The organism is Streptomyces sp. NPDC002018, assembly GCF_042890865.1.
Classification (GTDB): Bacteria; Actinomycetota; Actinomycetes; order Streptomycetales; family Streptomycetaceae; genus Streptomyces.
Genome location: NZ_JBIASO010000033.1, coordinates 23,423 through 47,524 on the forward strand (window position 1 = coordinate 23,423; position 24,102 = coordinate 47,524).

The 24,102-nt window shown below is 70.0% G+C and carries 22 protein-coding genes and 2 CRISPR repeat arrays; of the genes, 5 read left to right on the forward strand and 17 right to left on the reverse strand.

The window, feature by feature from the left end:
- Positions 1 to 162 precede the first annotated feature (162 nt).
- The 6 genes from ACFYYH_RS32765 to ACFYYH_RS32790 form a co-directional block, all read right to left on the reverse strand.
- A complete protein-coding gene (locus tag ACFYYH_RS32765) occupies positions 163 to 1,446 on the reverse strand; it encodes an APC family permease (RefSeq protein ID WP_388558970.1) in 1,284 nt (427 codons plus the stop codon).
- The gene (locus tag ACFYYH_RS32770) at positions 1,443 to 1,988 is read right to left on the reverse strand and encodes a hypothetical protein (protein WP_388558972.1); all 546 of its coding nucleotides are present in this window, start codon (positions 1,986 to 1,988) and stop codon (positions 1,443 to 1,445) included. The genes ACFYYH_RS32765 and ACFYYH_RS32770 overlap by 4 nt, the downstream gene beginning before the upstream one ends.
- A gap of 489 nt (positions 1,989 to 2,477) precedes the next feature.
- Positions 2,478 to 2,654 carry a hypothetical protein gene (locus ACFYYH_RS32775; RefSeq protein ID WP_388558975.1) on the reverse strand — a complete coding sequence of 59 codons (177 nt, stop codon included), beginning with the start codon at positions 2,652 to 2,654 and terminating at the stop codon, positions 2,478 to 2,480.
- A 181-nt stretch (positions 2,655 to 2,835) separates the two neighbouring features.
- Positions 2,836 to 3,057, reverse strand: a complete 222-nt coding sequence (locus ACFYYH_RS32780) for a hypothetical protein (protein WP_388558978.1) — start codon at positions 3,055 to 3,057, stop codon at positions 2,836 to 2,838.
- A 97-nt stretch (positions 3,058 to 3,154) separates the two neighbouring features.
- Positions 3,155 to 4,156 (reverse strand): SDR family NAD(P)-dependent oxidoreductase, encoded by a 1,002-nt coding sequence (locus tag ACFYYH_RS32785; protein WP_388558981.1) that lies wholly within the window; start codon positions 4,154 to 4,156, stop codon positions 3,155 to 3,157.
- Between the two features lie 65 nt (positions 4,157 to 4,221).
- Positions 4,222 to 4,344, reverse strand: coding sequence for a hypothetical protein (locus ACFYYH_RS32790; protein ID WP_388558984.1), 123 nt, complete (start codon positions 4,342 to 4,344; stop codon positions 4,222 to 4,224).
- A 94-nt stretch (positions 4,345 to 4,438) separates the two neighbouring features.
- On the opposite strand from ACFYYH_RS32790, the gene ACFYYH_RS32795 reads away from it, so the two are divergent.
- The 3 genes from ACFYYH_RS32795 (at position 4,439) to ACFYYH_RS32805 (ending at position 6,379) form a co-directional block, all read left to right on the forward strand.
- Positions 4,439 to 5,026, forward strand: a complete 588-nt coding sequence (locus ACFYYH_RS32795; protein WP_388558987.1) for a TetR/AcrR family transcriptional regulator — start codon at positions 4,439 to 4,441, stop codon at positions 5,024 to 5,026.
- Positions 5,027 to 5,430: 404 nt separating this feature from the next.
- On the forward strand, positions 5,431 to 5,985 hold the full coding sequence (locus ACFYYH_RS32800; protein WP_388558990.1) for an SMI1/KNR4 family protein: 555 nt from the start codon (positions 5,431 to 5,433) through the stop codon (positions 5,983 to 5,985).
- A gap of 268 nt (positions 5,986 to 6,253) precedes the next feature.
- Positions 6,254 to 6,379 (forward strand): hypothetical protein, encoded by a 126-nt coding sequence (locus ACFYYH_RS32805; protein ID WP_388558993.1) that lies wholly within the window; start codon positions 6,254 to 6,256, stop codon positions 6,377 to 6,379.
- A 754-nt stretch (positions 6,380 to 7,133) separates the two neighbouring features.
- Positions 7,134 to 9,116: direct repeats of the CRISPR family, unit length 29 nt; unit sequence GTGGTCCCCGCGCAGGCGGGGGTGTTCCG.
- 482 nt (positions 9,117 to 9,598) lie between these two features.
- On the opposite strand, the gene ACFYYH_RS32810 is transcribed toward ACFYYH_RS32805, so the two are convergent.
- The 3 genes from ACFYYH_RS32810 to ACFYYH_RS32820 all read right to left on the reverse strand — a co-directional run bounded on the left by ACFYYH_RS32810 (position 9,599) and on the right by ACFYYH_RS32820 (position 10,978).
- Positions 9,599 to 9,781, reverse strand: a complete 183-nt coding sequence (locus tag ACFYYH_RS32810; protein ID WP_388558995.1) for a hypothetical protein — start codon at positions 9,779 to 9,781, stop codon at positions 9,599 to 9,601.
- 1 nt (position 9,782) lies between these two features.
- Positions 9,783 to 10,349: a hypothetical protein gene (locus ACFYYH_RS32815; RefSeq protein WP_388558998.1), complete on the reverse strand. Its 567-nt coding sequence runs from the start codon at positions 10,347 to 10,349 to the stop codon at positions 9,783 to 9,785.
- Between the two features lie 290 nt (positions 10,350 to 10,639).
- Complete coding sequence (locus tag ACFYYH_RS32820) at positions 10,640 to 10,978, reverse strand: DUF6415 family natural product biosynthesis protein (protein ID WP_388559001.1); 339 nt, start codon at positions 10,976 to 10,978, stop codon at positions 10,640 to 10,642.
- 163 nt (positions 10,979 to 11,141) lie between these two features.
- On the opposite strand from ACFYYH_RS32820, the gene ACFYYH_RS32825 reads away from it, so the two are divergent.
- On the forward strand, positions 11,142 to 12,008 hold the full coding sequence (locus ACFYYH_RS32825; RefSeq protein ID WP_388559004.1) for a helix-turn-helix domain-containing protein: 867 nt from the start codon (positions 11,142 to 11,144) through the stop codon (positions 12,006 to 12,008).
- Between the two features lie 325 nt (positions 12,009 to 12,333).
- The gene (locus tag ACFYYH_RS32830) at positions 12,334 to 12,780 is read left to right on the forward strand and encodes a GNAT family N-acetyltransferase (RefSeq protein WP_388559007.1); all 447 of its coding nucleotides are present in this window, start codon (positions 12,334 to 12,336) and stop codon (positions 12,778 to 12,780) included.
- A gap of 118 nt (positions 12,781 to 12,898) precedes the next feature.
- Here ACFYYH_RS32830 and cas2e read toward each other — a convergent pair whose 3' ends face one another.
- The 8 genes from cas2e to ACFYYH_RS32870 all read right to left on the reverse strand — a co-directional run bounded on the left by cas2e (position 12,899) and on the right by ACFYYH_RS32870 (position 23,214).
- The gene (cas2e, locus tag ACFYYH_RS32835) at positions 12,899 to 13,213 is read right to left on the reverse strand and encodes a type I-E CRISPR-associated endoribonuclease Cas2e (protein ID WP_388559010.1); all 315 of its coding nucleotides are present in this window, start codon (positions 13,211 to 13,213) and stop codon (positions 12,899 to 12,901) included.
- A 78-nt stretch (positions 13,214 to 13,291) separates the two neighbouring features.
- Positions 13,292 to 14,359: a type I-E CRISPR-associated endonuclease Cas1e gene (gene cas1e / locus ACFYYH_RS32840; protein ID WP_388559013.1), complete on the reverse strand. Its 1,068-nt coding sequence runs from the start codon at positions 14,357 to 14,359 to the stop codon at positions 13,292 to 13,294.
- 12 nt (positions 14,360 to 14,371) lie between these two features.
- Positions 14,372 to 15,136 (reverse strand): type I-E CRISPR-associated protein Cas6/Cse3/CasE, encoded by a 765-nt coding sequence (locus ACFYYH_RS32845; RefSeq protein ID WP_388559016.1) that lies wholly within the window; start codon positions 15,134 to 15,136, stop codon positions 14,372 to 14,374.
- A 23-nt stretch (positions 15,137 to 15,159) separates the two neighbouring features.
- A complete protein-coding gene (gene cas5e / locus ACFYYH_RS32850; protein WP_388559019.1) occupies positions 15,160 to 16,110 on the reverse strand; it encodes a type I-E CRISPR-associated protein Cas5/CasD in 951 nt (316 codons plus the stop codon).
- Positions 16,107 to 17,288: a type I-E CRISPR-associated protein Cas7/Cse4/CasC gene (cas7e, locus tag ACFYYH_RS32855; RefSeq protein ID WP_388559022.1), complete on the reverse strand. Its 1,182-nt coding sequence runs from the start codon at positions 17,286 to 17,288 to the stop codon at positions 16,107 to 16,109. Before cas7e ends, cas5e begins: the two co-directional genes overlap by 4 nt.
- A 73-nt stretch (positions 17,289 to 17,361) precedes the next feature.
- Positions 17,362 to 18,153 carry a type I-E CRISPR-associated protein Cse2/CasB gene (casB, locus tag ACFYYH_RS32860; RefSeq protein ID WP_388559025.1) on the reverse strand — a complete coding sequence of 264 codons (792 nt, stop codon included), beginning with the start codon at positions 18,151 to 18,153 and terminating at the stop codon, positions 17,362 to 17,364.
- A 153-nt stretch (positions 18,154 to 18,306) separates the two neighbouring features.
- Positions 18,307 to 19,932, reverse strand: coding sequence for a type I-E CRISPR-associated protein Cse1/CasA (gene casA, locus ACFYYH_RS32865; RefSeq protein WP_388559028.1), 1,626 nt, complete (start codon positions 19,930 to 19,932; stop codon positions 18,307 to 18,309).
- A 351-nt stretch (positions 19,933 to 20,283) separates the two neighbouring features.
- On the reverse strand, positions 20,284 to 23,214 hold the full coding sequence (locus tag ACFYYH_RS32870; protein WP_388559031.1) for a CRISPR-associated endonuclease Cas3'': 2,931 nt from the start codon (positions 23,212 to 23,214) through the stop codon (positions 20,284 to 20,286).
- A 130-nt stretch (positions 23,215 to 23,344) separates the two neighbouring features.
- A CRISPR array of direct repeats spans positions 23,345 to 23,983; the repeat unit is 29 nt; unit sequence GTGGTCCCCGCGCAGGCGGGGGTGTTCCG.
- The last annotated feature ends 119 nt before the right edge of the window (positions 23,984 to 24,102 follow it).

The following is a 24,102-nucleotide window of genomic DNA, read 5'->3' on the forward strand; positions in this document are numbered from 1 at the left end:
AAGCTACGTTCTGATCACACCCGCCGTACCGATACGGACCGACCGTACGGATCCGGACCGACCGGACCCGCCGGACCCGCTGTTCCCCGTCGACCCGGGCGGTGACTCGGGCGGATGACTCGGGGCGGATGACTCGGGGCGGATCGGCTCCGTACCGCTCTGTCAGCTCCTCCGTACCGCTCGCACCGCGTACACGGCGGCGCCGGCCGCGAGTACGGCGGCGCCCGACACGACCGACGGCAGGGGCAGGGCGAAGGCGAGGAGCAGACACCCGGCGAGTCCGAGGACGGGTACGGCGCGCGGCGGGCGCTTCTCGGCGGAGGTGAGGGTGAGAGCGGCGGCGTTGGCGATCGCGTAGTAGGCGAGGACCCCGAAGGAGGAGAAGCCGATCGCACCGCGCACATCCACGGTGGCCGCGGCCAGGGCGACGACGGCGCCGACGGCGATCTCGGCCCGCTGCGGCACCCTGAAGCGCGGGTGTACGGCGGCCAGAGCGGGTGGCAGGTGCCGGTCGCGGGCCATCGCCAGGGTCGTACGCGAGACGCCGAGGATGAGCGCGAGCAGCGAGCCGACGGCGGCGACGGCCGCCCCCGCCCGTACCACCGGGGCCAGGCCGGGGACACCGGCCGCGCGCACCGCCTCGGCGAGCGGGGCCGTGGCGTCGGCCAGCCGGCCGGGGCTCAGGACGGACAGCACGGCGAACGCGACCCCGGCGTATACGACCAGGGTGATCCCCAGGGCGAGGGGGATGGCGCGCGGGATCGTACGGGCGGGGTCACGGACCTCCTCGCCGAGCGTGGCGATACGGGCGTACCCGGCGAACGCGAAGAAGAGCAGCCCGGCCGCCCGGAGCACCCCGGTGAAGGTGACGTCCGTACCGGGGTCCGGCCCGGCGCCCGGTGCGGTGCCGGCGGTCAGACAGACGACGACAACGGCGGCGAGCACGGCCAGGACGACGGCCACGACGGCCCGTGTCAGCCAGGCGGACTTCTGGACACCGAGACAGTTCACGGCGGTCAGCGCGACCACCGCGGCGACCGCCACGGCGTGCGCCTGCCCCGGCCACGCGTAGGCGCCCACGGTCAGCGCCATCGCCGCGCAGGAGGCGGTCTTCCCGATCACGAAGGCCCATCCGGCGAGATACCCCCAGAAGGGGCCGAGCCGTTCACGGCCGTAGACATACGTTCCGCCGGAGGCGGGGTGGAGGGCGGCCAGCCGTGCGGAGGACGTGGCATTGCAGTACGCGACCGCGGCGGCGATCGCCAGCCCGGCCATCAGCCCGGAGCCGGCCGCCGCGGCGGCGGGGGCGAGCGCGGCGAAGATGCCCGCGCCGATCATGGCGCCCAGGCCGATGGTCACGGCGTCGAACACACCGAGGCGCCGGACGAGTTCTGGCGTGCCTGATCCCTCTGGCGTGCCCGGTGCTCCTGACGGCGGGCGGCTCACGACGGGCGCGGTGTGGCGACGTAGAGATACGGCCCGGAGACCCCGGCGTTGTGATGGTCGGCGGCGGCCAGCGCGGCCGTGAGCCGGGCGCGCGGCTTCATGGCCAGCGCGGCGGTCGCGTGCAGGGCGCCGAGGGCCAGTTCGTCACCGGATCCGACGGCCGCGTAACCGTCGGCGGACTCCGCGACCTGATAGTCGCTGTCTATCGCGAACAGCCGCCCCCGTACCCCCACCAGAAAGGTCCCGGCCTGCTCCTGCTCGGACTCCTTCCGCGCCCAGCCGCCGTCCTTGAGGCAGGTCCGCAGGGCGTTCACGAAGGTCGTGACCATGAACCGGTCCAGATCTCCCTTGGGCCGCGGCACCTTGAAGGCGTGCTGGAGGAGCTGTCCCATGCGGAAACTGGTGGTGAAGCCCATGGCGTAGGGCCCGTTGGTGAACACCTTGGGATCGCGGCGGACCGTGAGCTGATAGCCGGCGACCCCGGCGGAGTCACCCCCCAGATGGACACGCTTCTTGTGCACCAGTCCGACTATGACCGTCACGCAGGCCTCCGGCATCTCAACGGATCGCGGGTGCGAGAGCACCCTCCGCCGATCGTCCCGCAGCCGCCCGCCCCCACGGAAGAAGCACCCGGGGACGGCCGACGGCAGGACGGCCGGCGACACGTCCGCCGGCGGCACGACCGCCGTTGCGCGGGAACGGCGACGCGCGGGAACGGCGACGCGCGGGAACGGTGACGCCCCTCCGCCCGGCCCTTGACGGGCGGGGCGGAGGGGCGCTCCGAGCGCGGCGCACCCCGACCCCGGGGAAGGGGGCCCGGGGAGAGGTGCCCTGGAGGGGAACCCGGGAGGGGAACCCCGGGGGGCGCCCGGGAAAGCCCGGGAGGGGAACCCGGAAGGGGAACCCGGGAAAGCCCGGGAGGGGAGCCCGGAAGGGGAGCCCGGGAAAGCCCGGGAGGGGAGCCCGGAAGGGGAACCCGGGAAAGCCCGGGAAGGGTGCCGCGCCCGTCGGGATCTGGCCGGGTGCCGGGGTCAGTCCCGGTCGAGCAGCATGTTGTGCTCCAGCAGATCCTCGATCGACTCATTGATCTGTCCGACGCTCACCAGGGGCTTGTCCCCCTCGTGGTTGGCGGCTGACGCGGCCCCGGCGGATCCGAGGATTCCCGCGAGGACCAGACCCGAGACCGCCACAACTCTGCTGATACGCATATTTTCTCTCCCACGTTGTCGAGTACGTTGCGTACTGGGGGAACTGAGGAAACGCGCGCCCAGGACAGGGCGCGTCGCTCTGTCTCTCGTCGTGCGGAGCCGACGGGCCCGACCGGACACCGGGCGCTCCTGACAGCGCCTCCGGCGTGGCCCCACCACCCTGATCGGGCTCCGTCACCGGCTAGAGCACCACGATGGAACCGGCGAACTTCCCGCCCTCACACCTGGCGGGGCCGAGGGGGAACACCACCGTGCCCCCGCCGGCCGTGCACTGGTGAGTCAGAACGAGATCGCCGGGACCGGCGGTCGCCGGGGAGGGAACAGCCGCTGCGGTCCCGGCGAGACCGACGACTACGGACAGGCCAAGGCCAACCGTGGCCAGGGACGCGAGAGTACGACGCATAGGTGGCTCCTTGCTCGACGTGCCACGGAAAAACCGCGGCCATCGAACGAATCCCACCCTCCAAATCGAACAATATCGAAAAGTATGATTCATACCACTATCGTGTAGGCGTCATTTGCACGGTCCCGCCTCCGAGCAGCCGAACGGTCTCCTCGAACAGCCGGTCGGCCAGGCGGTGGTCGATCGCGTACGGCGCGACCCCGTTCTTGCCCGCCGCGGGCTCCGGCTGCACCGGCGCGACAGCGGAGTCCTCGAAGTACCGGCCGGTGATCCCGGCGACGAGCGGCGAGGCGGCGAGCAGCACCGAGGTGGCCGCGCCCTGTTCCGGCGTCTTCCAGCCGGGTGGCACCTCAAGGGTGGTGCCGGTGGAGTCCTTGGCGCCGACGAGGGCCAGTTGGGCGTCGTCGAGGTGGCGTTGCAGATTGGTCATGATGCCGCCGGGGTGCAGGGCGTTGACGGTGACGCCGTCGCGCCGCCACCGCTCGGCGAGGGCCGTCGTGAACAGCACCATGGCGGTCTTCGACTGCGCGTACGCGGTCCAGGCCTCGTACGGCCGGCGCTCGAAGTGGATGTCGTCGAAGTCGACGGGAGCCATCAGATGCGCGGAGGAGGCGACCTGGACGACACGGCTCGCCTCCCCGGACACCAGGGCTCCGTGCAGGCCCAGCGTCAGGGCAGCGTGTCCCAGATGGTTCGTGGCGAACTGGCTTTCCCAGCCCTCCGGAGTCCGGGCGAGCGCGGGCAGCGCCATGATCCCGGCGTTGTTCACCAGGATGTGGAGCGGTCCGGCCCATGCGGAGATGAAGGCCGCGATGCTGTCGCGGTCCGCGAGATCGAGCCGGGCGACGTGCACCGCGTCCGCGCGGCCCACCGCGCGGCTCACCGCGCGGATCTCTTCGGCGGCCTGCCGCACGGCCCGCGGGTCGCGCACGGCCAGGGTGACGTCCGCACCGGCCTTGGCGAGTGTGCGGGCGGTCACCAGGCCGATCCCGGACGCGCCACCGGTGATGACGGCGCGGCGGCCGGTGAGGTCGACCCCTTCGATCACGTCGTCGGCGGTGGACCGGGCGGTGTAGGGGAGCGAGGGCTGGCTCGTCATGTTCGTTCTCTCCGGGGTCGGGTCGGGTCGGGTCGGGACAGAGGAGCGGGGCGGGGCGGGGCGGTTCAGCGGGTGGACTTGGCGAAGTCGAAGTCGAAGTCGAAACCGAAGCCGGTGGACAGCGCCGTCCGCTGTCCGGGTCCGAAGCCGACCGACGCGCCGGTCGCGAACCAGCAGGGCGGGGCCATCCCTGCGCTCCTTCAACGAATCCAACTGGATGGTTTATTCCTACGCCCAGGCAGCGGCGAAGTCAAACCATCTAGTTGTTTTAGGATGGCGGGCATGAGCTACGACTCCTCCGCCACCCGCGCGCGACTGCTGGCCGCGGCGCACGACGAGTTCGTCCGGGTCGGATTCGCCGGCGCCCGGGTCGACCGCATCGCGGCCGCCGCCTCGGCGAACAAGCAGGCGATCTACGCCTACTTCGGTTCCAAGGAAGCCCTGTTCGACGCGGTCCTGGCGGACCGGCTCCGCGTCCTGGCCGACGTCGTACCGTTCACGCCCGACGACCTGCCCGGCTACACCGGCGCGCTGTTCGACGAACTGGCCGCCGACCCGGGGCTGCAACGCCTCACCCAGTGGAAGATGCTGGAACGCCCCGAAGCCTCGGACCAGGAGCGGGAAGCGCACCTGTCCAAAGCCGGCGCCCTCGCCGAGCGGTACGGCGTCGAGGCGACGACGGCGATGGACGCGATGATGATCACGCTGGCGGCGGCCCAGAGCTGGAACATGACGGCCTCGGTGATCCGCAACCCCCTGGACGACGATCCGGGCAAGCGTCTCGCCGACCACCGAGCCGCCGTCATCACCGCGGTCGCGGCCGTCACCACCGCGCTCCTGGACAGGCCGGAACCCGACGAGCGGAAGTGACGGCGGCAGCCGGGCAGGCCGTCGCCCGGAACGCGGCGCAAGGCGGTCCACGCCGGGCGCCGTCATCCGCCCCGGCCCGCCGCGGCACCCGGGGAACGGAACAACGAAAAGAGGCCCTCCCTCTCACGAGGAAGGGCCCCTTCATATGGAGCGCCCGGCAGGCCTTGCACCTACATTTCCCGCCGGCTGGCGGACGTCTTTCCTTGGACCACAGACGCGTGACTCCGTGTGGTGAACCGGAGTTACGTGATGATCATACAGGGTCCACGGGGCAGCGCGCCCCAGGCAGAGCAGGCGCGTTCCGGGCCCAGGAGCACGGAAATCCGAAGACCGCGACCAGAGGCCGCCGAAGCGGTCCACAACCTCCCCGACGACTGTCAGACCCGTCGGCGAGGATGCCCAACATGGACGACTACGACGACCTCCTCGGGCGGGTCGCGGCACAGGCCGCACAGAGCGAACGCCTCCAGGCCCCCGTCGCCCCGGACCTCCTGACGGAGGCCGAGCGGCGGCTCGGGTTCCCCCTGGACCCACTCCTCGCCGCGCTGTACGGGCGGGTGGGAAACGGGGGATTCGGCCCCTTCGACTCCCTGTTGTCCCTGACGCCCGCCCCGTCCTCGGACGACGAGGACACGGTGGTCACGGGTTACCTCGCCCGCATCCCCCCGGCCGACGCGAACACCTGGTGGTCATGGCCCCGGGGCGTTGTGCCGATCCTGGACTGGGGCTGTGGGATGTTCGCGTGTGTCGACTGCCTCAGCGAGAAGGGAACGGTTCTCCTCTTCGAGCCCAACGCGATCAGCGGCCAGGACCTGTCCGACGCGTGGTTCGTGGACGCGGGCAGCCTCGCCGAGTGGCTGGAAACATGGCTGACCGCCACCGGCTGGTACGAAGAAGAAGCCGCCGACCAGCCCGCCCCCGAGATACCCCCCTGGCCGGCCGCCCCCACCCGCCTGTAAACGTCGAACGCACTGCTTGTCCTCTGGATGCGCGAGGACGGCACCTCCTGTGCGACACCGAGAAATCCGTGACAGAGCACCGCACGCGCGGCCCACGACGCAGAGTGGAACTGACCACCACGCTGGCCCCATGGACAGAAACCCGTCGGCAGGCCGACCTGGCACACCGCGCCGGGCGGCTGCGGACCGATCGTGATCATCCCCAAGGAGCCGAAGCCCGACAAACCGTCGGAGGCATAGGCTCCACGCCCGTCGGAAGGAGGACACCATGGAGTGGATCGACCCGCGGTACGCGGAACTCGTGGCGGCCATGAAGCGGGCCGAAGCGGAGCAGTCCGACGCCGACAACAAACCGCGCCCCGTGCAAGGCTTCATCGTCCCGACGAACGACTGACATCCCGCGAGAGAAGAGCCCCGATCGCACAGGCGCCGGGGGCTCTTCCATGTCATGATCGCCAGGCTCCTCGGCTCTGCCGCCACGCGGTATCTCTCCCGACCGAGCCGTGCCGACTGACAGACGCGACCAGGCAGCCGCTCGGCTCAGCCCCGACTACCCCCGCGAAGGTGGGGGTGGTCCGCTTCTCGGGACGACCAGACCCGTGCAGACCGAGAAGCCCAGCACCTCGGAATGCCCTCACGCCCTCGGCGAGCACACGGGCCGCAGAGCACGGCCGCGCCGTGCCAGGAATCACCCTCGTGTGCGCGGGGAGCACTCGATGGGCTGCTCTATCGCGATCTCATAGGCGATCCCCCAGCGCACGAAAAGACCCGTTTGAGCCGTACCGGGCAGCCCTGCGTGATCGTCCGCCGTCCAGAACTACCTGGTCAGAGCACCCCACAGTGCTACGGGAGCCACCCCAAAACGCCCCGTGCCACCCCATCCGCTCACGCAAGCTGCCGTTCCGACCAGGCGCGCTTAACTCTTCCGATACCTCGACAGCCTCCCGACCGGGCCGGGCCGGGCCGACTGACGCGACCAGGCAGAGGCGCTCGGTTGGACCCCGACTGCGGAGGAGCACCATCCCACCTCGCCAGCGCGTTTCCCCAGTGATGGGGACGTCGCCACATGGCTCTGACACCATGTAGCTATGCGGACGAGCTTGGGTCAAGAAACGGCAAAGCCCCTCTAACGCCGCAGCTCAGGAAGCGTGGTCCCCGCGCAGGCGGGGGTGTTCCGGACCAGTAGGGCCACGCCGAGGGCCTCCGCTAGTGGTCCCCGCGCAGGCGGGGGTGTTCCGGCACTCCGTACCACTGGAGATTCATTGAAACGGTGGTCCCCGCGCAGGCGGGGGTGTTCCGTGGTTCGGGTACAACCTGGGTGACCCGCGTCAGTGGTCCCCGCGCAGGCGGGGGTGTTCCGTTCGGGCACTGCCGCTACAGGCGGACTTGTCGGTGGTCCCCGCGCAGGCGGGGGTGTTCCGACGCGTACGGTCCCACGCCGCATCCCACTGCGGTGGTCCCCGCGCAGGCGGGGGTGTTCCGGGTGCCGCTCAGGTCGGGCAGAGGCGACGGCCGTGGTCCCCGCGCAGGCGGGGGTGTTCCGAGGTATGCGCCGCGCAGCCGGGCGCCCCCGGAGTGGTCCCCGCGCAGGCGGGGGTGTTCCGGTTCCCGAGCTGATCGCTCAGGGCTTGGAACTGTGGTCCCCGCGCAGGCGGGGGTGTTCCGGAGCTGTTCGAGGGCACGGCCGCCACCGAGGGGTGGTCCCCGCGCAGGCGGGGGTGTTCCGGTGCGGAAGAGGACCGCCTTGCCCTCTGAGATCGTGGTCCCCGCGCAGGCGGGGGTGTTCCGCCGACGTCCACGATCCAGACGCAGATGGCCGAGTGGTCCCCGCGCAGGCGGGGGTGTTCCGTGGCGGAGCAGTGGAAACCGCCGCAGGCGATGGTGGTCCCCGCGCAGGCGGGGGTGTTCCGTCGCCGACGCCGCACGACCTGCGGCACAGCCAGTGGTCCCCGCGCAGGCGGGGGTGTTCCGTCCTTGGCCACCTGGCGGGCGACCGTCATGATGTGGTCCCCGCGCAGGCGGGGGTGTTCCCGTGGTGTGGTGAATGGTCCGGATGCCCAGGGCGTGGTCCCCGCGCAGGCGGGGGTGTTCCCTACGTGGCGGTGCTGCGGGGTCTCGCGGGGCTGTGGTCCCCGCGCAGGCGGGGGCGTTCCGCTGTTCAAGGCGTGCTCAGGAAGGTCGTACGCGTGGTCCCCGCGCAGGCGGGCGTGTTCCGCCGGGCCGCCCGTCTGCCCGGCCGGGAAGATCGTGGTCCCCGCGCAGGCGGGGGTGTTCCGGTCGCGGGCTGGATGGCCCTCTCCGCCAAACTGTGGTCCCCGCGCAGGCGGGGGTGTTCCGGTGGAGGAGGCGGTCCGCGGTGCCGGGCGGGAGTGGTCCCCGCGCAGGCGGGGGTGTTCCGGGCTGGGACTCCAGCGCGAGCACTGCCTTCTGGTGGTCCCCGCGCAGGCGGGGGTGTTCCGTACACCTCCTTGAGCGCTTCCGCCGCGATCTCGTGATCCCCGCGCAGGCGGGGGTGTTCCGGCGGGCACGATGCCGCAGGGTCCCCGGACGCTGTGGTCCCCGCGCAGGCGGGGGTGTTCCGATGAGCTGGACCAGGTCGGGCAGTTCTGGGAGGTGGTCCCCGCGCAGGCGGGGGTGTTCCGGCGACCTAGTCCTGTTCCGCAACGTCGAACGCGTGGTCCCCGCGCAGGCGGGGGTGTTCCGCGGCGCGGGCGCAGGTCCTGGTCGGCGTGGACGTGGTCCCCGCGCAGGCGGGGGTGTTCCGTGGATCGCCGCCCGCCAGGTCGCGGCACCGACGTGGTCCCCGCGCAGGCGGGGGTGTTCCGGAGCAGCCTCGTGAAACCAGCCGCCCACCACAGTGGTCCCCGCGCAGGCGGGGGTGTTCCGCCGAAGCTGGAGATCATCGGCTCAGAGATCGAGTGGTCCCCGCGCAGGCGGGAATGTTCCGTCCCGGCAGGGGGCTGCCTGTCTCTTGTCTGCGTGGTCCCCGCGCAGGCGGGGGTGTTCCGTCCAGCGGCTGCACCCACTCCCGTTTCGACTTGTGGTCCCCGCGCAGGCGGGGGGTGTTCCGTTCCGGCGTGCCGAGTCCTGCTGAGGCAGGCGGTGGTCCCCGCGAGGCGGGGGTGTTCCGTGGTGCAGAAGCGGATGGGACACAAGGACGTCATGACGACGATGCGCATCTACGCGCATCTGTTCGCTGAGGCGGAGGAGCAGACACGGTCTGTCCTGGACGACGCCTGGGCGGCGGCGAAAGCGAGCAAGGAGGGGGAGGCGGCGAGACCCGCCCGAAAGGAATCTCCCCGGAAGAGCGGAAGGATTCCGGAATCCCGTCGAGCGAAAGGCGCTCTCACCCAGGTCAACCCATGATCTGCAACAGCACGCGTGGATGTTCCAGGCGGAGAACGTCTGACCAGATCAACGAGTCGCAACCCCTTTGACCTGCGCGTTAGACCGCCTGTACCTGTATCGCGGCGTAACGAGGCGTCACGTGAACGTACCGCATTCCACCGGAATTTCGCGGCTCACCGAAACGTGACCGGAACGTCCCAACGCCGATACGGGACACAGAAGAGCCCCGGCCGCCTGCGCGGTCGGGGCTCTCGGCGTTGTTTGATCATGAACTGGGGCGACCGTGAGTTGCGCTGTAGGGGGTGAGGGTGGCCGGGTCGACAACGATCACGAATCCGTCGCCGTACGGCCGCCGCCGCCACCCGGGGCGGCGCTTGGGCTGGGCAGGCTTGAGCGCCTCGTACCGGCTGATCACTTCCGCGTATCGCGGATGGGTCCACTTGCTCATGTCAGCCTCTCGTTGTGCTCGTTCCCCCAACGACGGTAGAGCCGATGGGGGAACGGGCGCCAGGGCGCAGGTCAGTTCTTCCCGGTGTTGGAGCAGTCGCCCGTGCACGTGCCTTCCGGCGGGGCGGGGAGTGCTCGCACGACGCCGCGACGGGGATGCCGGTGTCACTCGGGCCGACCCACATCGCGGAGACGGGCTCGTACCCGGCGGCCTCGATCGCGGCCTGGGTGCGGGCCAGGGCGTCCGGGTCGTGGCGGCCGGTGTCCGGGGCCTCGGGCACGTGGTGCACGAAGAGGCCGAGGCGATCGGCGAGCCTGGCCTTGATGCGGGTGTGGAGGATGAGCGCGTGCCAGCCCTCATCGACCACGCGGGACGGTTTCAGCCGGGCGGTGGGGTGCGCGGCGCAGGCTGCCTCGAACTTGAGTGCTTCCGCGGTGATCGCTTCGGCGACGGCGGTGGACATCCCGAGGTTGTTCTGCTGGACGGTCATCGCGACGGCCGTGAACTCGTCTGCCGTCAGCAGAGACCGGGCATCCCGTGTGACGGGCGCCTGGGTGGTCATACTCATGTGTGCCTCCTGTTCTCGGATGGGTGGTGACTCCCGCCCAGGCTGGGGTTTCCTGGCCGGATGCGTCCGGCCAGGGCGGGCGTTCAGGGGTGCGACCCGCCGTGCCGGGGAGCACCAGCCAGTACATGACCTGGCCGTGCCAGTCCTCGATGACCGCGCCGCTGTCGGCGCCGAGGCGCTCGATCACGCGCTCGCCGACGTGGGAGCGCACCCGGACGGCGTCCCAGTAGCGCCCGGCCGCGACGATCTCGGTCGTCTCCCCGGCCGGCGGCGTCCACGCCTTGGGGAACTCAGGCATCTCGCTTCCCCTCGTCGGCCAGCAGAGTGCACAGGGCGATCACGGACCGGGCCAGGCAGCGCGCGTAACGAAGCGGACCGAGGACGTCGGGGCCGGCGGCCAGGCGCTGCCGGGCCTCCTCGGCTCCCGCTCCGGCAAGGCGCCCGAGACGGTCTTCCGCCTCCGGGATCAGCAGCGCCAGGTGTCCACGCATCGCGAGCGTGCCCGTGTCCAGGCCTGCGGCCGACATCTGGCCGCCCGCGTCGATCAGGTGCTGCGCGGTATCCGCCATCGTGGCGAAGTCGAGCGGAAGGGAGTCAGGGGCCGCGGGTCTGGCTGTAAATTCAGGCATGTCGACGCTCCTAGTGCGTTGGCCACGCCCCGGGGTCGTCCCCACGACCGCCGGGCCTACCAGTAGCGTTTCCGACGCAGACCGTCAGGCACAGAGGCATCGTGTCCGCCCGTGTCCGCCCGTGTCCGCAGCGTTACGGACACGCGGACATGGAGGAGCAGTCATGACCGACGAATCCTTCGGCGAGGCGTTGCGGCGCCTCCGCGGCAGCCGATCCGTGCGCGACGTCGCGCACCTGGCGAACTGCGGCAAGAGCTACGTCTCCGATCTTGAGCTGGGCAAGCGCCAACCGACACGAGACATGGCCGCCGCCCTGGACGCCGCCCTGGACGCCGCCCTCGGTGCCGACGGAGAGCTGATCGCACTCGCCGACGTACGGCCTGATCTCGATCCCCTCGCCCAGGCGGACGCCCTCCAACGCGGGCTCCAAGAGGCTCTCGCCGCAGGGCCGTTGACCAGCACGAGTCTCGACGAGGTGGACTTCACCGTGGCCCGGCACGGGCGTGCCACGCGGCAGCGGCCCGAGGCGCGGCTCCTCCCCGAACTCCTCGCGGACTTCAACGACCTGCGCTTGATGCTGACGGGGCGGCGATCTGCTCCCGTTCGCAAGCGACTCCTGATCGCTACGGCGCGGATGGCCGGTCTGATGGCGCTCACCCTGCTCAAGATGAAGGACGACCGCTCGCGCGCCTGGTGGCGGACCGGCCGTGCCGCAGCGGCTGCGGCTGAGGACCGGGCGACCCTGTCTTGGACCTATGCGCAGGAGGCCTACCAGCTCTATGACACGGGCGACTTGGCAGGCGCCGTGGAGTTGGCCGGCCGCGCGCGCAGGCACTCGCAGGTGGACTTCCGTGTGCCGGGCCCGCACTGGCGGCGCCGCTGGAGGCACGGGCCTACGCCCCACTGCACCGACCAGATGAGACGGCTGTGGCGCTGGCCGCCGCAGAGACAGCGCTGGCACGGCTGCCCGCAGAGGAGCGGACAGAGTCGGCGCTCGGGTACTCGGAAAGCCAACTGCGCTTCCACATAGGGAATGCCCTGACCCACCTGGGGGTCACCCGTCGAGCGCGACGAACAAGAGCGGGCGCTGGAGCTGTACCCGATCGCGGATCACACGGACCGGGCCCTGATCCGTCTCGATCAGGCGATGTGTCTGGCCGTCGACGGTGATCCCGCAGCGGCAGCGGCACATGCTACGAATGTGATCGTTGACCTCACACCAGAACACCGGTCGCCCCTGATCATCTTCCGTGCCCGCGACGTTGTCGTTAGGGTTCCCCAGGCGCGAACGGTGCCAGAGGTGCGGGTGTTGCGTGAGATCCTGGCGCTGCCCGCTGGTGAAAGGGGCAGCGGCAGTGGTGCAGATCAGTCCCGCGACAGCGGCCGACGTTGATGTGATCTCTGAGATCCTCGGAGAGATCGAGGCGTACTACGGAGGTCAGCCCACCCCCGGAGATCGTGACCAGATCCGCGCCGCGCTCTTCTCCGACCGGCCGGCCGCGAGCGTTCTCCTTGCCCGCGACGGGGAGCAGGTCCTCGGGCTCGCTTCTTACACCTTCCTGTGGCCTGCGGCCGGTGCTGACACCTCCCTCTACCTGAAGGAGCTGTACGTACGGACGACGGCCCGGCGCCAGGGTGTGGCGCGCGCTTTCATGGCGACGTTGGAGGCGGTGGCCGCGGCGGCCGGGTGTTCGCGCATCGAATGGACTGCGGACACGGACAACCCTGCGGCCCTCGCGTTCTACGAGGCCCTGGGAGCGGAGCCGCGGGGCGGGAAGATCTTCTACCGATCGACCCTGTAGGTCCTGGGCATGACGAAACCGCCCCCTGTCCGGCCCGCGAAGGGCCATGCAGGGGGCGTGGTGGTTCAGCGGTAGTGGTCCCCCCGCGCGCGGGGAGCACGCTTCCCGAGTCGGGGTTCTAGGAGCGGGTTGCCAGTTCTTGGTATTCCTCCGGGCGGAAGGCGACAAGGGTCAGGCCGTCGAAATCAGCAAGGGCTCTGCGGCGTTCGCCCGCCGTGTGGAGGGTGTAGCCCTGTTCGTTCGCCTCCGGGTGGATCAGTACGGCGGCACCGGAGCCGATCGAGGCGCTGACCACGCGCCAGAGTTCGTCGCGGACGCGGGCGGAGAGCGTCCCGACGTAGAGGCCAGGGGTGGGCTCGATCATCCAGCGGGTGAGGGCGCCGCGCACGTGGTCGGGGACAGCAGTGGTGGAGAGGACCGTCATGGACGGCATGAATCACCGGTTTCCTTGAGGGCTGGTAAAGGCTCGGGGGCCGGCGGGGAGGAGCCCCCCGGCTCGCGGGCGTGGATCTCACCGCGGCTCGCTCGGCCCCGTCTCGGGCGGCGCATCCGTCTCGGGCGGCGCTTCATCGAGGCCAAGGACGTACGACGTGTCCGACTGCTGCGCGTAGTTGACGCCTGCGGGTACGGAACCGACCTCGGGATCCCAGAGGTTGACCATCTCCACCGCGTGCCCGTCCGGCAACGGCTGCGCCTCTCCCGGTGCCAGGAGAGCCTGTACGTCCGCGACGATCCTCGGCAGCAGCTTGTACAGACGGAGCCCTTCGCGGAAGCCTCGGCGGGCCATTGCCTCGGGATGGGGCGAGTCGTGGAGGGAGAACGCCAGCGGGATGGTGAGTTCCGCTTTGTAGAGGTCGGCTATGTCGTACACCATGGCGTGCTGCTTGCCCTGGTGGACGAAGCCCAACGCGGTGGAACAACCCAGGGCGACGAGAGCCGCGTGCACGATGCCGTAGAGGCAGGTGTTGGCGGAGGACAGGGCCAGGTTGACCGGGTCCTGATCGTCCCAGGCCGCAGGGTCGTAGTTACGGGGGAACCGGCCGATGCCGTGCTGCTGGGTGAGGAGCCGGTAGAGCGCCTTGACGCGCTGTCCTTCCAGGCCACGCAGCGCGTTGAGCGGCGTCGTCGCCGGGACCGCGTCGTTGAAACGCATGAGGTACATCTGCCTGGCCACCGCCAGCCGGCGTTCGAGGTCGCTCCACTGATGGACCTGGTGTTCGAGCCATCGCGTGGTGAGGGCGTCGGACGTGGTCGCGGAGTAACAGCGGACGCCCCCGGATCCCGCGCACACCACCGTGGTGCCATGCCGGGCGAAGGTGGCCATGGCGGGCTGGGTGATGGAGGTGCCGGGACCGAGAAGGACGCAGGAGAGGGCCGATGTCGGAAGGTAGACGCGCGTCGTCTCGCCGTCCGCGGACGTCGTCTCGGCGCAGACCCCGGTGTCGTCCTGGACGATCCGGACCACGTCGGCGTACAGGAACGAGAGGGAGTCACCCACCCGCGGAAGCATGGCGAGTGTGGGTGCGGCGATACGACGGCGCGCTGTGCCCTTGTTGTGGGGAGGGCTGGAGTCACTCATGGTGTACCGCCCTCACCCGTCCTGGGCGCCGGGCGCGAGACTGAGCAGCCCGCATCCGTACGACTTGCTGCGGCCGATGCCGTTGAGCAGCGCGTTCCGCAGTGCCTCTACGTCGTGCACGACGGCGGTCCCTTCGAACAGCGTGGCCTGGCGGGGCACCAGCACCTGCCCTTCCCGCGAGCGGCGTCCACCGGCCACTCCGGTCACCTCCGACCGGCGCTCACCGCCTTCCTCCCCGCTCTGCCCGGCGCTTAGGTCGCGGGCGTCCGTGTGCCACGTACTGAGCGTCTCCGCCGAGTCGGAGAGGACCGTGCGAAGGGACAGACCGGCGGCCGTCGCCCGCTCCGTCCACCAGCGGTCGGCGTCTTCACCGTGCAGCGGGATGGCCTGCTTCCACCTGCCCTCCGTACTGTTCCGACCGCATCGTCGGACCGTGTTGCCGAGGAGCCGATAGCGCACGACGAGCCCGGGGCGCAGGGCGCCGAAGAGGGCGTGCATGTCCCTGGCCCGGACCTCGGCGTACCCCCGGGGAAGCCGGTCGGGGTCCGGAGCGACGCGGCTCTGCACCAGCAGGACCGGGGCTCCTGTGCCGTCCATGTCGAGCCGGAACAGCACACCGGCCTGAGAACGCGGGCTTTCGCCGAGTCCGTCCGGCACCAGGCTCATGACACGGCGGTGTAAGGCGACGGCGTTGCCGAGGTCGCGCTGTACCGGCCGGCTGGCGGGGTTGAGCCGAAGCCGGGTGAGCCATGCACGTTCGGTCGACGAGGAAGACATGGCAGGCGGAGCGGTAGTGAGGGTCACGGCGCGTTCCGTTCGGGCTGGGACGGGTGGAGGTACGAGTCAAGGGCGTCGATGTAGGCGAGGCCGTGCCCCGCGCACAGGTCCGCGGGGAGCCGACAGCTCGTCGCGTACGCCGGTCGGCTGCGGTAGACGCGGTCGCGGGACGTCAGCCGCACAGGCTCGTCGTTCAGCGTGCTCACCGACGATCTGCCGGACGTCGAGGACGGGGAGCCAGACGGGGAGTCAGCCGGGGAGTCAGGCGGGGAGTCAGGCGGGGAGTCAGGCTGGAGCCGGGCAAGGAAGTCGCTCGGAAAGGGCGTGTCCGCCGTGAATCGCACCGAGACGGTGGCGGGGCTGTCAGGTGCTCCGCCCGGCTCTTCGTCTCCGGGGCGTACGGGACCCGGCCGGGGCCGGGCCAGCGGGACGGTACGCAGTTCACGGACGGGATCCGGCACCTCAGCGCGCAGAAGGAACAGTGCGCCTGGCGGGCAGGATCGTCGCCCCAGGTGGAGCGGCCAGCGTGGGGCGGCGAGCGCCTCCGCGCATTCGGCGGCGAGACCGGGATCGTCCGGGGCGGTGACGGCGACGGTGAAGACGGCGTCGGAGAGGTAACCGCGGTGGGACACGATGGTGGTCATGCCTGCGCCGCGCCGTCCGCCCTTGGCGGTCGGCACCGTCCGGTGGGCGGGGTAGCCTCCGCCGACCGTGTGGAAGTCACGCAACCGGGTCCCGGGCCGGTCGCACCGTACGGTGAACCGCAGATGAGTCAGACGTCCGAACCCGGTGGGCCGCGCCGAGCCATCCTCCGAGTCCGCCACAGCCTGGTCACGGGGAATGCCGAAGGCGGACGCGATCATGCCGATGAGCCCCGAACGAGTGGGGTGGGACACCGTGTCCCGGTCGGTGAAGGCACTGTGCTCGCCCCATGACTGGAGGGGGCCGCCAAGCTGCAGCAGAAAGCCGCTCATGACGGGTTGCTCCCGCTTCCCGGCCACGCGGCGGTGACGGCGCCGTCCACGAGCGCGGTGTAGGAGTCGACCCGGGTCCCGAGCCCCTTCCGCTCGTCGTCGTCCACACCCGCGTGCGCGCTGTAGGCAACCCCGGAGCTGCCCAGCAGCTTCCCCACCCGAGCCGCATAAGCGTCGAGGGCGACGCGCGAGGGCCGCCCCCACCCGGCGGACTTGGCCCGTACCGGCTCCTCGAACGCGGCGGCCAGCGACACCGGCCGGTCGGAGCGCACGACGACGTGGACAAGGTCCGGGACGCTGTGGGGCGCGGTCGACGTCTTCTTCGCGGACGGAAGGCTCTGGATGAACGCGGTGGCGAACGCGGTGGCCAACTCCCGTGCGGTGCCGGTGTCGGAGATGTTCTTGGCCAGCTCGTCGAGGTCGAGGGTGGCGTAACGGTAGAAGACGCCGCTGCTGTACTCCCCCGTGTTCATATGGGCGCTTCCCGCGTCCGTGGCCCACTGATCGATGTCGTCCACCGCCGTGAAGAAGTCGGCCTGCACCGAGGTGCTGTGGGTGGTGAAGGCGTGTGCCACCTGCACGGCGCCGTCGACCCCGGCTCCGGGGATCTCGGCGAGCATGCGGCCGAAGAGCGCGATGGAGCCGTTCCGCGACCGCAGGACATCATGGATGGGGTCCTTGGGCAGCAGGGGCTTCTCCGCCGCCTTCGTGCCCAGCGCCTTCTTCAGTTTGTCCCTGTTCTCTTCGGCGAGGGTGGCCAACGCCTCCACCGCCGTGTCGGGCAGGAAGAGCAGGGAGGCGGTGGACCGGTCTCCCTTGTCCAGGCCCAGTTTGGACTCGGTGGACCGGATGACCTGGGCGCCGGCGAGTTCGGCCAGATCCTCGGGCCAGCCCCGTGCCGTAAGAACTTTCGCGATCTGGAGAGGAAGCCGCCGGGTCCGCTGAGCCTGCTCACCGATCTGTGTCTCAACGGCCAGACGCGTGGGACGCTTCCATGCCTGACTGGACACCCGGGTCCTGGTCGCGCCACCGTAGGTAACCGTCTTCGGCGAACCCAGATCGTCCCTGTTGACGTTGCTGAACGGCAGAGTCTGGAGGATATGGAGGTCCAGGAAGCGGGGACTGCGCGGGACGGCCTCGGCCGCCGTAGCCGTGGTGGCGGTTCCGTTCGTCGTCATGGTGTGGTTCCTGGTTCTGTGCGGTGAATGAGGGTGATGTGCGGCAGGAGACGGCACGGGACGGCCCCGCCGTTCAGTTCTGTGCCTGCCGTGCTCGGCGGAGGACGCGGTAGTAGTCCTCCAGCCAGCGGGTGGCCGTCGCATCGCGGTCGTACTGCCAGCGCCGGACGTCGTACAGAAGCCGGCCGTAGTCGGCTGTGATCCCGGCCGAGCCGAGCTGGCGGAGAACGGCAGGCAGCATGCGGTGCAGCCCGTCGGTCTCCTGCCGCACCAGCAGATGCAGCCGTGACTCGACGCCGTCCTCCTTGACCGCGTCCTGGCCCCCGCGTGTCACAGCCTGTGCCAGACTCGCGCCGAGGCTGGTCCCCCAGGAGAAACGGGGACGAGTCTCGGATGTCTGTGCGGCGGTGCCGGGGCCGGGGCGCTCCCCGGTACGGGATGCCTGCCCGACAGTGGTGGCGGTGCTGGCTACGGCTGCCCGAATCCGGCTGTCGGGCACGTCCGGCGGGGTGTCCGCCTGGACGGTGCCGTTGCCGACGGCTTCCCGTGTCACGGCATCCAGGAGCCGCTCAGCACGGGGGCGGGCGGCGATCAGCGCGGCCACCGCGTAGTAGGCACGGCGTGCAGCTCCGCCGGCCGTGTCGGGAACGAGGCCGCTCCGGAGCAGCGCCGCGTGGGTGCGGGCAGGGACCTCGTCCACGGGCTTGGCCAGTCCGCGGCGAAGTGCCTGCTGCGTACCGGAATTGGCGCACGCCTCACGCACCCGGTCGACGAACGTGTCACATTCGGCGAGCGCGGAGTGGCGCGGCGCCGGGTCCGTCCCGGCTGCCGGAGGCGAGGTATCTCCCGCATCGATAAGGCTCATCTATGAGTCCTTCACTGCTTGTTGTCCAGCGGATGTGTACGACCTGGCCCGTGGTGGGGCACCACTCCCGCGCTGTACGGGGCGGTCGGCCGGGAGTCTGATGGTCCGACGACGATCGTGAGGTGATCCCAAGGGCAGTGGTCGGGTCCGGCGCTATCGATCGCGGCCGTGATCGAGCAGGCTCCGTACCAGGCCCCGGGCGTTCTCCCGGGCCTTGGCGCCCCGTGGCTGCGCAGCCACGGGAGCGGTCACGTCATCGAAGGCGCGAAGCGCGATCCGGCCGAATGCGGGGAGGGCCAGGCTGAAGCCACCGGAGTCCAGGAGTTCCCAGAAGCGTTCCTCGGCGGCCGGCCAGTAGTCGGCCAACGCGGCCTCGGGCCACGGCCCCGTCCCCCTGTCCTTCTTGCCCGCACCGCTCATGCCGCTGTTCCCGCCCTGGGCCCCGCCCGAGCGGTCGGCGGGACGATCGTCGGTGAACGGCGTGGTGTAGCTCCGCCAGGCAGTACGCAAGGCGGTGGCGAGGTGCCAGGCTGCCTTCTCCGCCGCCTCCCGCGCTTCCTTCGCCCCGCGCGCCAATGCCGAATCCTCTGCCGTCCGGGACGAGTTGAGCAGAGCAAAGAGCGGCGGGGTCGTCGCGCTGAAGTACGTCCTGTCCCTGGTCTGCCCGTCCTGGTCAAATCCGTACGCGACCACCCGCAGCGCCCGGAACACGGGCTCGGGCAGTTGATCGCCGGCCAGCCCGTCGAAGATCAGCGGCCTGCGGCCCCCGCCGCCCCGGCTCAGCAGGACCAGAGCGTCGAGGTCCCGCCACAGTGCCCTCTCCGCCTTGGCGTCGCGGGGATAAAGGTCGCCGTCCTTCTTCTCGTCCCAGATGAGATACGGGTCGCGGCAGGCAGGCCGGTTGTGACGGAGGGCCCAGGTGATCGTGGCGTCCGTGACGCTGTCCTTGTCCGGTCCGGGCTGGAGAAGAACCGCGTGCTGATATTGCTCCGTCAACATGGAGAGCGGGCCGGTGGCAGGCGGCGGCGGAGCGAGGGGAGCGGGCAGTTCCGTCCGCTCCCAAGGACAGGCGTCATTGCTCCGGTCGGAGACCTGGGGCCAGGTGCCGGGCTCCGGGATGCCCAGCACCAGAGTCTCGTACAGCGTTCGTCCGACGGGGTGGCAGGAAAGGACCCGGCGCAGCGGCCCGGCCATCGTGTTCCCGTAGCGCTGCCCCCCGACGGTCCGCGGTGTGCACTGTCCGGACGGTCCGTAGTAGAGCTGAGCGATCAGATGGAGCACGGCCTCTTCCGGGGCGAGGGCCACCTGTTCGGCGTCGGTGAAGTGCCCGAAGAACACTTGATTGTTGCCCGCGGGCCGAGCCATCACCAGCTTGTTCACGCCGGACGATCCGGAGCACTCGGCCTTCAGACGGAGGTCCTGGAGAAATGGGCGGACCGGGTCGTGGAGCCGCAGGCCGTCGGCGTGCTGGTCGAAGTACCGGTGAACCGCGTGGGCGTCAAACCTGGCCCCGTCCTCCAACAGGTCGTAGCGTCGGTCGAGCCACTCGTCGCTGTCCGCTGCCTCGTACAGGCTGGTGATACGGGCAGCCATCGCGGACAGTATCCGCATCAGACCGGAGGCGGCCGGGGGGAGGGCGATGGCGAGTCCTTCAAACTCGTGGGCACGGAGGAAGAGTTCGCGTAAGCCGACCCGAGTTGTGGCTCCGCTTACGAAGACCGGGATCCATGGCCTTGTGTCAAGGGGAAAACGGTCGTCGCCAACCGGATCTTGCGACATGGGGGGTAAACCTCGATCAACTGAAGACGTCTGATGGGGGAACGGCTCAGCAGAGCGCCGTAGCCTGGAACCCTCCGCGACAGGCGGAGAAACGCTCCGCGCAGGCGGAGGTGAACCCGTGACCGGGTGGGGCGAGCAGCGCCGCCTCAGGTGCTCCCCGCGCAGGCGGGGGTGTTCCCGGCGTGTCTGCCTGGAAAGCCGGCCTGCCAGGCAGACACGCTTCGCGATCGCCCGACTACGGTAGCGTCAAGTTCTTTGATTCCGCAAAGATTTGAGCAAGGTGACCGGGTGCGTTGAGCAGATGAAGGTGACTGGTTGCGGCATGGACACGGACAGCCTCGATTCCGCCCCTCAACGCCCCTCACGATGAATGATCAGACCCAGCTCTCGGTCACAGGTGATCCGGGTCTCCCCCAGCACCGCTCCCCGACCTGCGCCGCCGGTCACCCGATGCGGGAGAAGCACGAGCCGCACCAACCGAGGTTCGTCCCGCCAGGCGGCGGGCGGTACGTGCGCCAGTCCGCACTCCGCTCGCCAGGGTCCATGGGCGAGAGGGGCCACGTAGCCGAGCAGTGCACGCACCTCAGCCGTCGTGAAGCGGCCCTTCGAGCCTCGCCCGGACTCCGGCAGTCTGATGCTGCACTCCTCGTCCAGCCACCGGCCGGCTTCGTTCTCGAAGACCGGCAGAACCTGAACCGCCTCCACACCGAGGCGGGTACGGACCAGCTCCTCGTCGGCGTCGCTGGTCGTCAGGGCATGCAACGACCTGACCATGCGAGGAGGGGGCAACGCGACCATGCCGGCCAGGGCATGACGGGCCATGTCATCGGCCATGCGGCGGAGGTCCTGCTCCATCAGTTCTTCCGGGGCCGCCGAGGCGAACTCGGGGTCGTACACGGCATCCACCAGCCCCTGCACATCCCCCGGCACGGCCAGGCTCGCCCCGTTCCGTCGCTCCAGCAGTTCCAGGGTGCGGCGCAACAGCGAATGCGCGTAGACATCGCCCCACGACGCCGGGACCGACAGCCCGCGGTCTTTCCCGACGGGCGCCAGCACCACGAGGCGTGGGCCCTCGGACCAGTCGGGCCGCGTCGGTGCCGGGGCAGCGTGGCGCCACACCCGCCCCGCTCGCTGGAGCAGCATGGCCATCGGGGCAAGGTCCGAGACGACCAGGTCGAAGTCGAGGTCGAGGGACTGCTCGATCACCTGGGTGGCGACGAGCACCGCACCTCGTGAACCGGTCGGCCGACGCACCTCGGGCTTGTCCGTACGCCCGAACCACCGCTCGGCTTCCGCGGTAATCTCCGCCCTGCGCCGGGCGGGGAAACGAGCGTGAAGCAGCCGCAGCCGAGGACCGGCGTCGGTGTCCTCCCGGGCTCGGTCCTCCTCAGACCGGTCGTCCCAGCCGAGGTAGTCATCGCTGTAACGGGATCGGTAATGGGCGCGCAGGGCGTCATACGTCTGCTGCGCTTCGGCCACGGTCGTACAGATGACGGCCACGCATCCGCCACCGGTAGCCACGTCGTCGAGGACACCCAGCAGGGTGGCCAAACGGCCGCCCTCCACGGTCGGCTCGTACGTGTGCGTGACGCGCCGAACGTCTACTTCAAGGTCTCGTTCCCGCTCGCTGCGCAGCAGTTCCGCCGGCTCGACGACGCGGTCGCTGTGCACGGAGGCGAAAAGCCAGCCCGGGTACGAAGGTGCGGGTACCTCGCGCGCCCCGGCATCAGCATCCGCCCCGGACAGATACGCCCGCACCATGCCCCGGGCCGTCTCACCGGTGAGCGTGGCCGACAGCAGCACGACCGGAACGCCCATGGCTCCGAGCCACTCCAACAGCCTGAGCAGCAGGGCATGGGTGTAGGCGTCATAGGCGTGGGCCTCGTCGATCACCACCGTTTTCCCGGAGAGTCCGAGATGGCGCAACGCATTCCGCTTCAGCGGCAGTACGCCCATCAGGGCTTGATCAATCGTGCCGACGGCCAGGGGTGCGAGGATGCCTCGCCCCTGTTTCCGCAGCCACCGGCTGGCCTCGACGGAGATCTGCCGCCCCTGATCGCCACCGGCCTCGTGGTCGGACAGCACACGGGGGTCAACGTCGCCGTGCGCCCCATGGTCGGCGGGCTCGGTGTAGGGGGCGTACAAATCGGCCGCACCGTGCAGCAGAGTCAACTGGGCCGACTCCAGAAGGTTTTTCTCGGCGAAGCGGACGAGACGCCCGTACATCTGGTTCGCCGTGGCCTGAGTGGGCAGAGCGAAGAACAATCCGCCGGTCCCACATGCCGCGCCCATCAAGGACGCCGCGTACAGGGCCGTCTCTGTCTTCCCGTCTCCCGTCGGTGCCGTCACCAGCAGAATGCCCGGACCATTCACCGCTCCGGCCAGTCCTGCCTCGACGCTCAACTGCAGCGGATACGGAGAGATGATCTCCGGAAACATGTCACGGAACGTATTTACGCCAAATGTGGCCCGGCCAAGACCGGCATCCTCCACAAGAGCGGACGTCATGCGTTCCGCGCTGCGCGCGTGAGCACGTAGCGCGGTCGAAGAACCGAAATCCGGGTGGGCGTCGACCGATTTCTGCTGCCGCTGAATGACATGTTCCTGGCTGGCGATCCAGTCCGAAACGATGACGACTCCGGCGATCACGACCGCTACCTGCGTGGGCAGGGCGCCGCAATCGGGAATCGCGGGCCGCTCCAACACCTCATAAAGCGCTGCGACATGCTCTCGCCGCTGTCCTTCCCACGCACCCGCTCCCAGTTCAGGCAGGCCGACCAGAGGATCGCGCAGATCCTGCGGCTCAATCCCTTCGGGATACCGCCCGTGGTGCCCTCCGAGCATCTGAGCCACCTGGGCGAGCAGCAGCCGCGCGATGCGCCCTCCCGACACCGGATAGCCGAGCTGGGCAAGTAGCTGTGGAAGCGCGCGATGAGTAGCGTACTCATGGCGGACCATTTTGACCTTGCTGTCATTCACCCGGCCATGCGCGTAAGCAGCCTCACGGAGAAATCCGCAATGGGCCGGCCTCGCCCGGACGGCCAAGTCCTGGAACTGCGGCATGATTTTCCCGAGGTCATGAAGCCCAGCCCAGAACATGACAACCCGCCGGGCCTGCTGTAACTCAACGCCTAACGCCTCCGCAACACGACGGCGCTGGGTGTCAGTCAGGACCCTGTCCCAAACGGCCCCGCAGACCGTCGCCGAATCCACAAGATGCCCGATGACGGGGTACGGCTTCGCAAGCCCGTCCGATTTCCCCCAAAGGCGCGCATCGATCACGCTTCACCCTTCACAGTGCGATGTCTCAGTGGTGGGTACTTCACCACATGCCTCTGACAACATGGAGGAAAGAGAAGGAGCGACGGTCAAGCAACGGCAAAGCCCCTATAACGCCGCAGGCCAGGAAGGGGTGGTCCCCGCGCAGGCGGGGGTGTTCCGCCGGACCCGGAGACCGGGCACGTCCTCCTGAAGTGGTCCCCGCGCAGGCGGGGGTGTTCCGCTGAAGAACAACCCGGCGATCGCGACCGCGTTGTGGTCCCCGCGCAGGCGGGGGTGTTCCGGTGGGACCGTCTCCGTGACGGTGACAACGGCCGTGGTCCCCGCGCAGGCGGGGGTGTTCCGTTGAGGTCTTCCCCCGCCCACATGTCGACGTCGTGGTCCCCGCGCAGGCGGGGGTGTTCCGGCCACCGGCGCCCGCCCCACCATGCCCGCCCAGTGGTCCCCGCGCAGGCGGGGGTGTTCCGTCATCGACCTCGCCGCCACCGAGACAGGCCAAGTGGTCCCCGCGCAGGCGGGGGTGTTCCGTTCCCGACCTTCCACGACCTCCGCCACAGTCAGTGGTCCCCGCGCAGGCGGGGGTGTTCCGGTCAGGTGTTGGGGACCTTCAGCCGGTCCCAGGTGGTCCCCGCGCAGGCGGGGGTGTTCCGCCCCGGACCTGCTCGACGGGCTGTGCATGAGCGTGGTCCCCGCGCAGGCGGGGGTGTTCCGGGCGAGGTGGAGACGGTCCGGGCGGAGGTCGAGTGGTCCCCGCGCAGGCGGGGGCATTCCACTGAGGGCGCCGGCCCCGGGCCGACGTCTAGGACTTGTCCGGCCGATCATGTTCGGAGCCAGATGGTGAGGGCTGCCGCTGTTGCGGTGCCGAGGAAGATGTAGCCGCGCTTGTCGTAT

Bases quoted from the DNA above. Each gene is read 5' to 3' on its own strand.
- ACFYYH_RS32775 (WP_388558975.1), bottom strand. From the start codon at position 2,654: ATGCGTATCAGCAGAGTTGTGGCGGTCTCGGGTCTGGTCCTCGCGGGA.
- ACFYYH_RS32780 (WP_388558978.1), bottom strand. From the start codon at position 3,057: ATGCGTCGTACTCTCGCGTCCCTGGCCACGGTTGGCCTTGGCCTGTCC.
- ACFYYH_RS32785 (WP_388558981.1), bottom strand. From the start codon at position 4,156: ATGACGAGCCAGCCCTCGCTCCCCTACACCGCCCGGTCCACCGCCGAC.
- ACFYYH_RS32790 (WP_388558984.1), bottom strand. From the start codon at position 4,344: ATGGCCCCGCCCTGCTGGTTCGCGACCGGCGCGTCGGTCGGCTTCGGA.
- ACFYYH_RS32795 (WP_388558987.1), top strand. From the start codon at position 4,439: ATGAGCTACGACTCCTCCGCCACCCGCGCGCGACTGCTGGCCGCGGCG.
- ACFYYH_RS32800 (WP_388558990.1), top strand. From the start codon at position 5,431: ATGGACGACTACGACGACCTCCTCGGGCGGGTCGCGGCACAGGCCGCA.
- ACFYYH_RS32805 (WP_388558993.1), top strand. From the start codon at position 6,254: ATGGAGTGGATCGACCCGCGGTACGCGGAACTCGTGGCGGCCATGAAG.
- ACFYYH_RS32810 (WP_388558995.1), bottom strand. From the start codon at position 9,781: ATGAGCAAGTGGACCCATCCGCGATACGCGGAAGTGATCAGCCGGTAC.
- ACFYYH_RS32815 (WP_388558998.1), bottom strand. From the start codon at position 10,349: ATGAGTATGACCACCCAGGCGCCCGTCACACGGGATGCCCGGTCTCTG.
- ACFYYH_RS32820 (WP_388559001.1), bottom strand. From the start codon at position 10,978: ATGCCTGAATTTACAGCCAGACCCGCGGCCCCTGACTCCCTTCCGCTC.
- ACFYYH_RS32825 (WP_388559004.1), top strand. From the start codon at position 11,142: ATGACCGACGAATCCTTCGGCGAGGCGTTGCGGCGCCTCCGCGGCAGC.
- cas2e (WP_388559010.1), bottom strand. From the start codon at position 13,213: ATGCCGTCCATGACGGTCCTCTCCACCACTGCTGTCCCCGACCACGTG.
- cas1e (WP_388559013.1), bottom strand. From the start codon at position 14,359: ATGAGTGACTCCAGCCCTCCCCACAACAAGGGCACAGCGCGCCGTCGT.
- ACFYYH_RS32845 (WP_388559016.1), bottom strand. From the start codon at position 15,136: ATGTCTTCCTCGTCGACCGAACGTGCATGGCTCACCCGGCTTCGGCTC.
- cas5e (WP_388559019.1), bottom strand. From the start codon at position 16,110: ATGAGCGGCTTTCTGCTGCAGCTTGGCGGCCCCCTCCAGTCATGGGGC.
- cas7e (WP_388559022.1), bottom strand. From the start codon at position 17,288: ATGACGACGAACGGAACCGCCACCACGGCTACGGCGGCCGAGGCCGTC.
- casB (WP_388559025.1), bottom strand. From the start codon at position 18,153: ATGAGCCTTATCGATGCGGGAGATACCTCGCCTCCGGCAGCCGGGACG.
- casA (WP_388559028.1), bottom strand. From the start codon at position 19,932: ATGTCGCAAGATCCGGTTGGCGACGACCGTTTTCCCCTTGACACAAGG.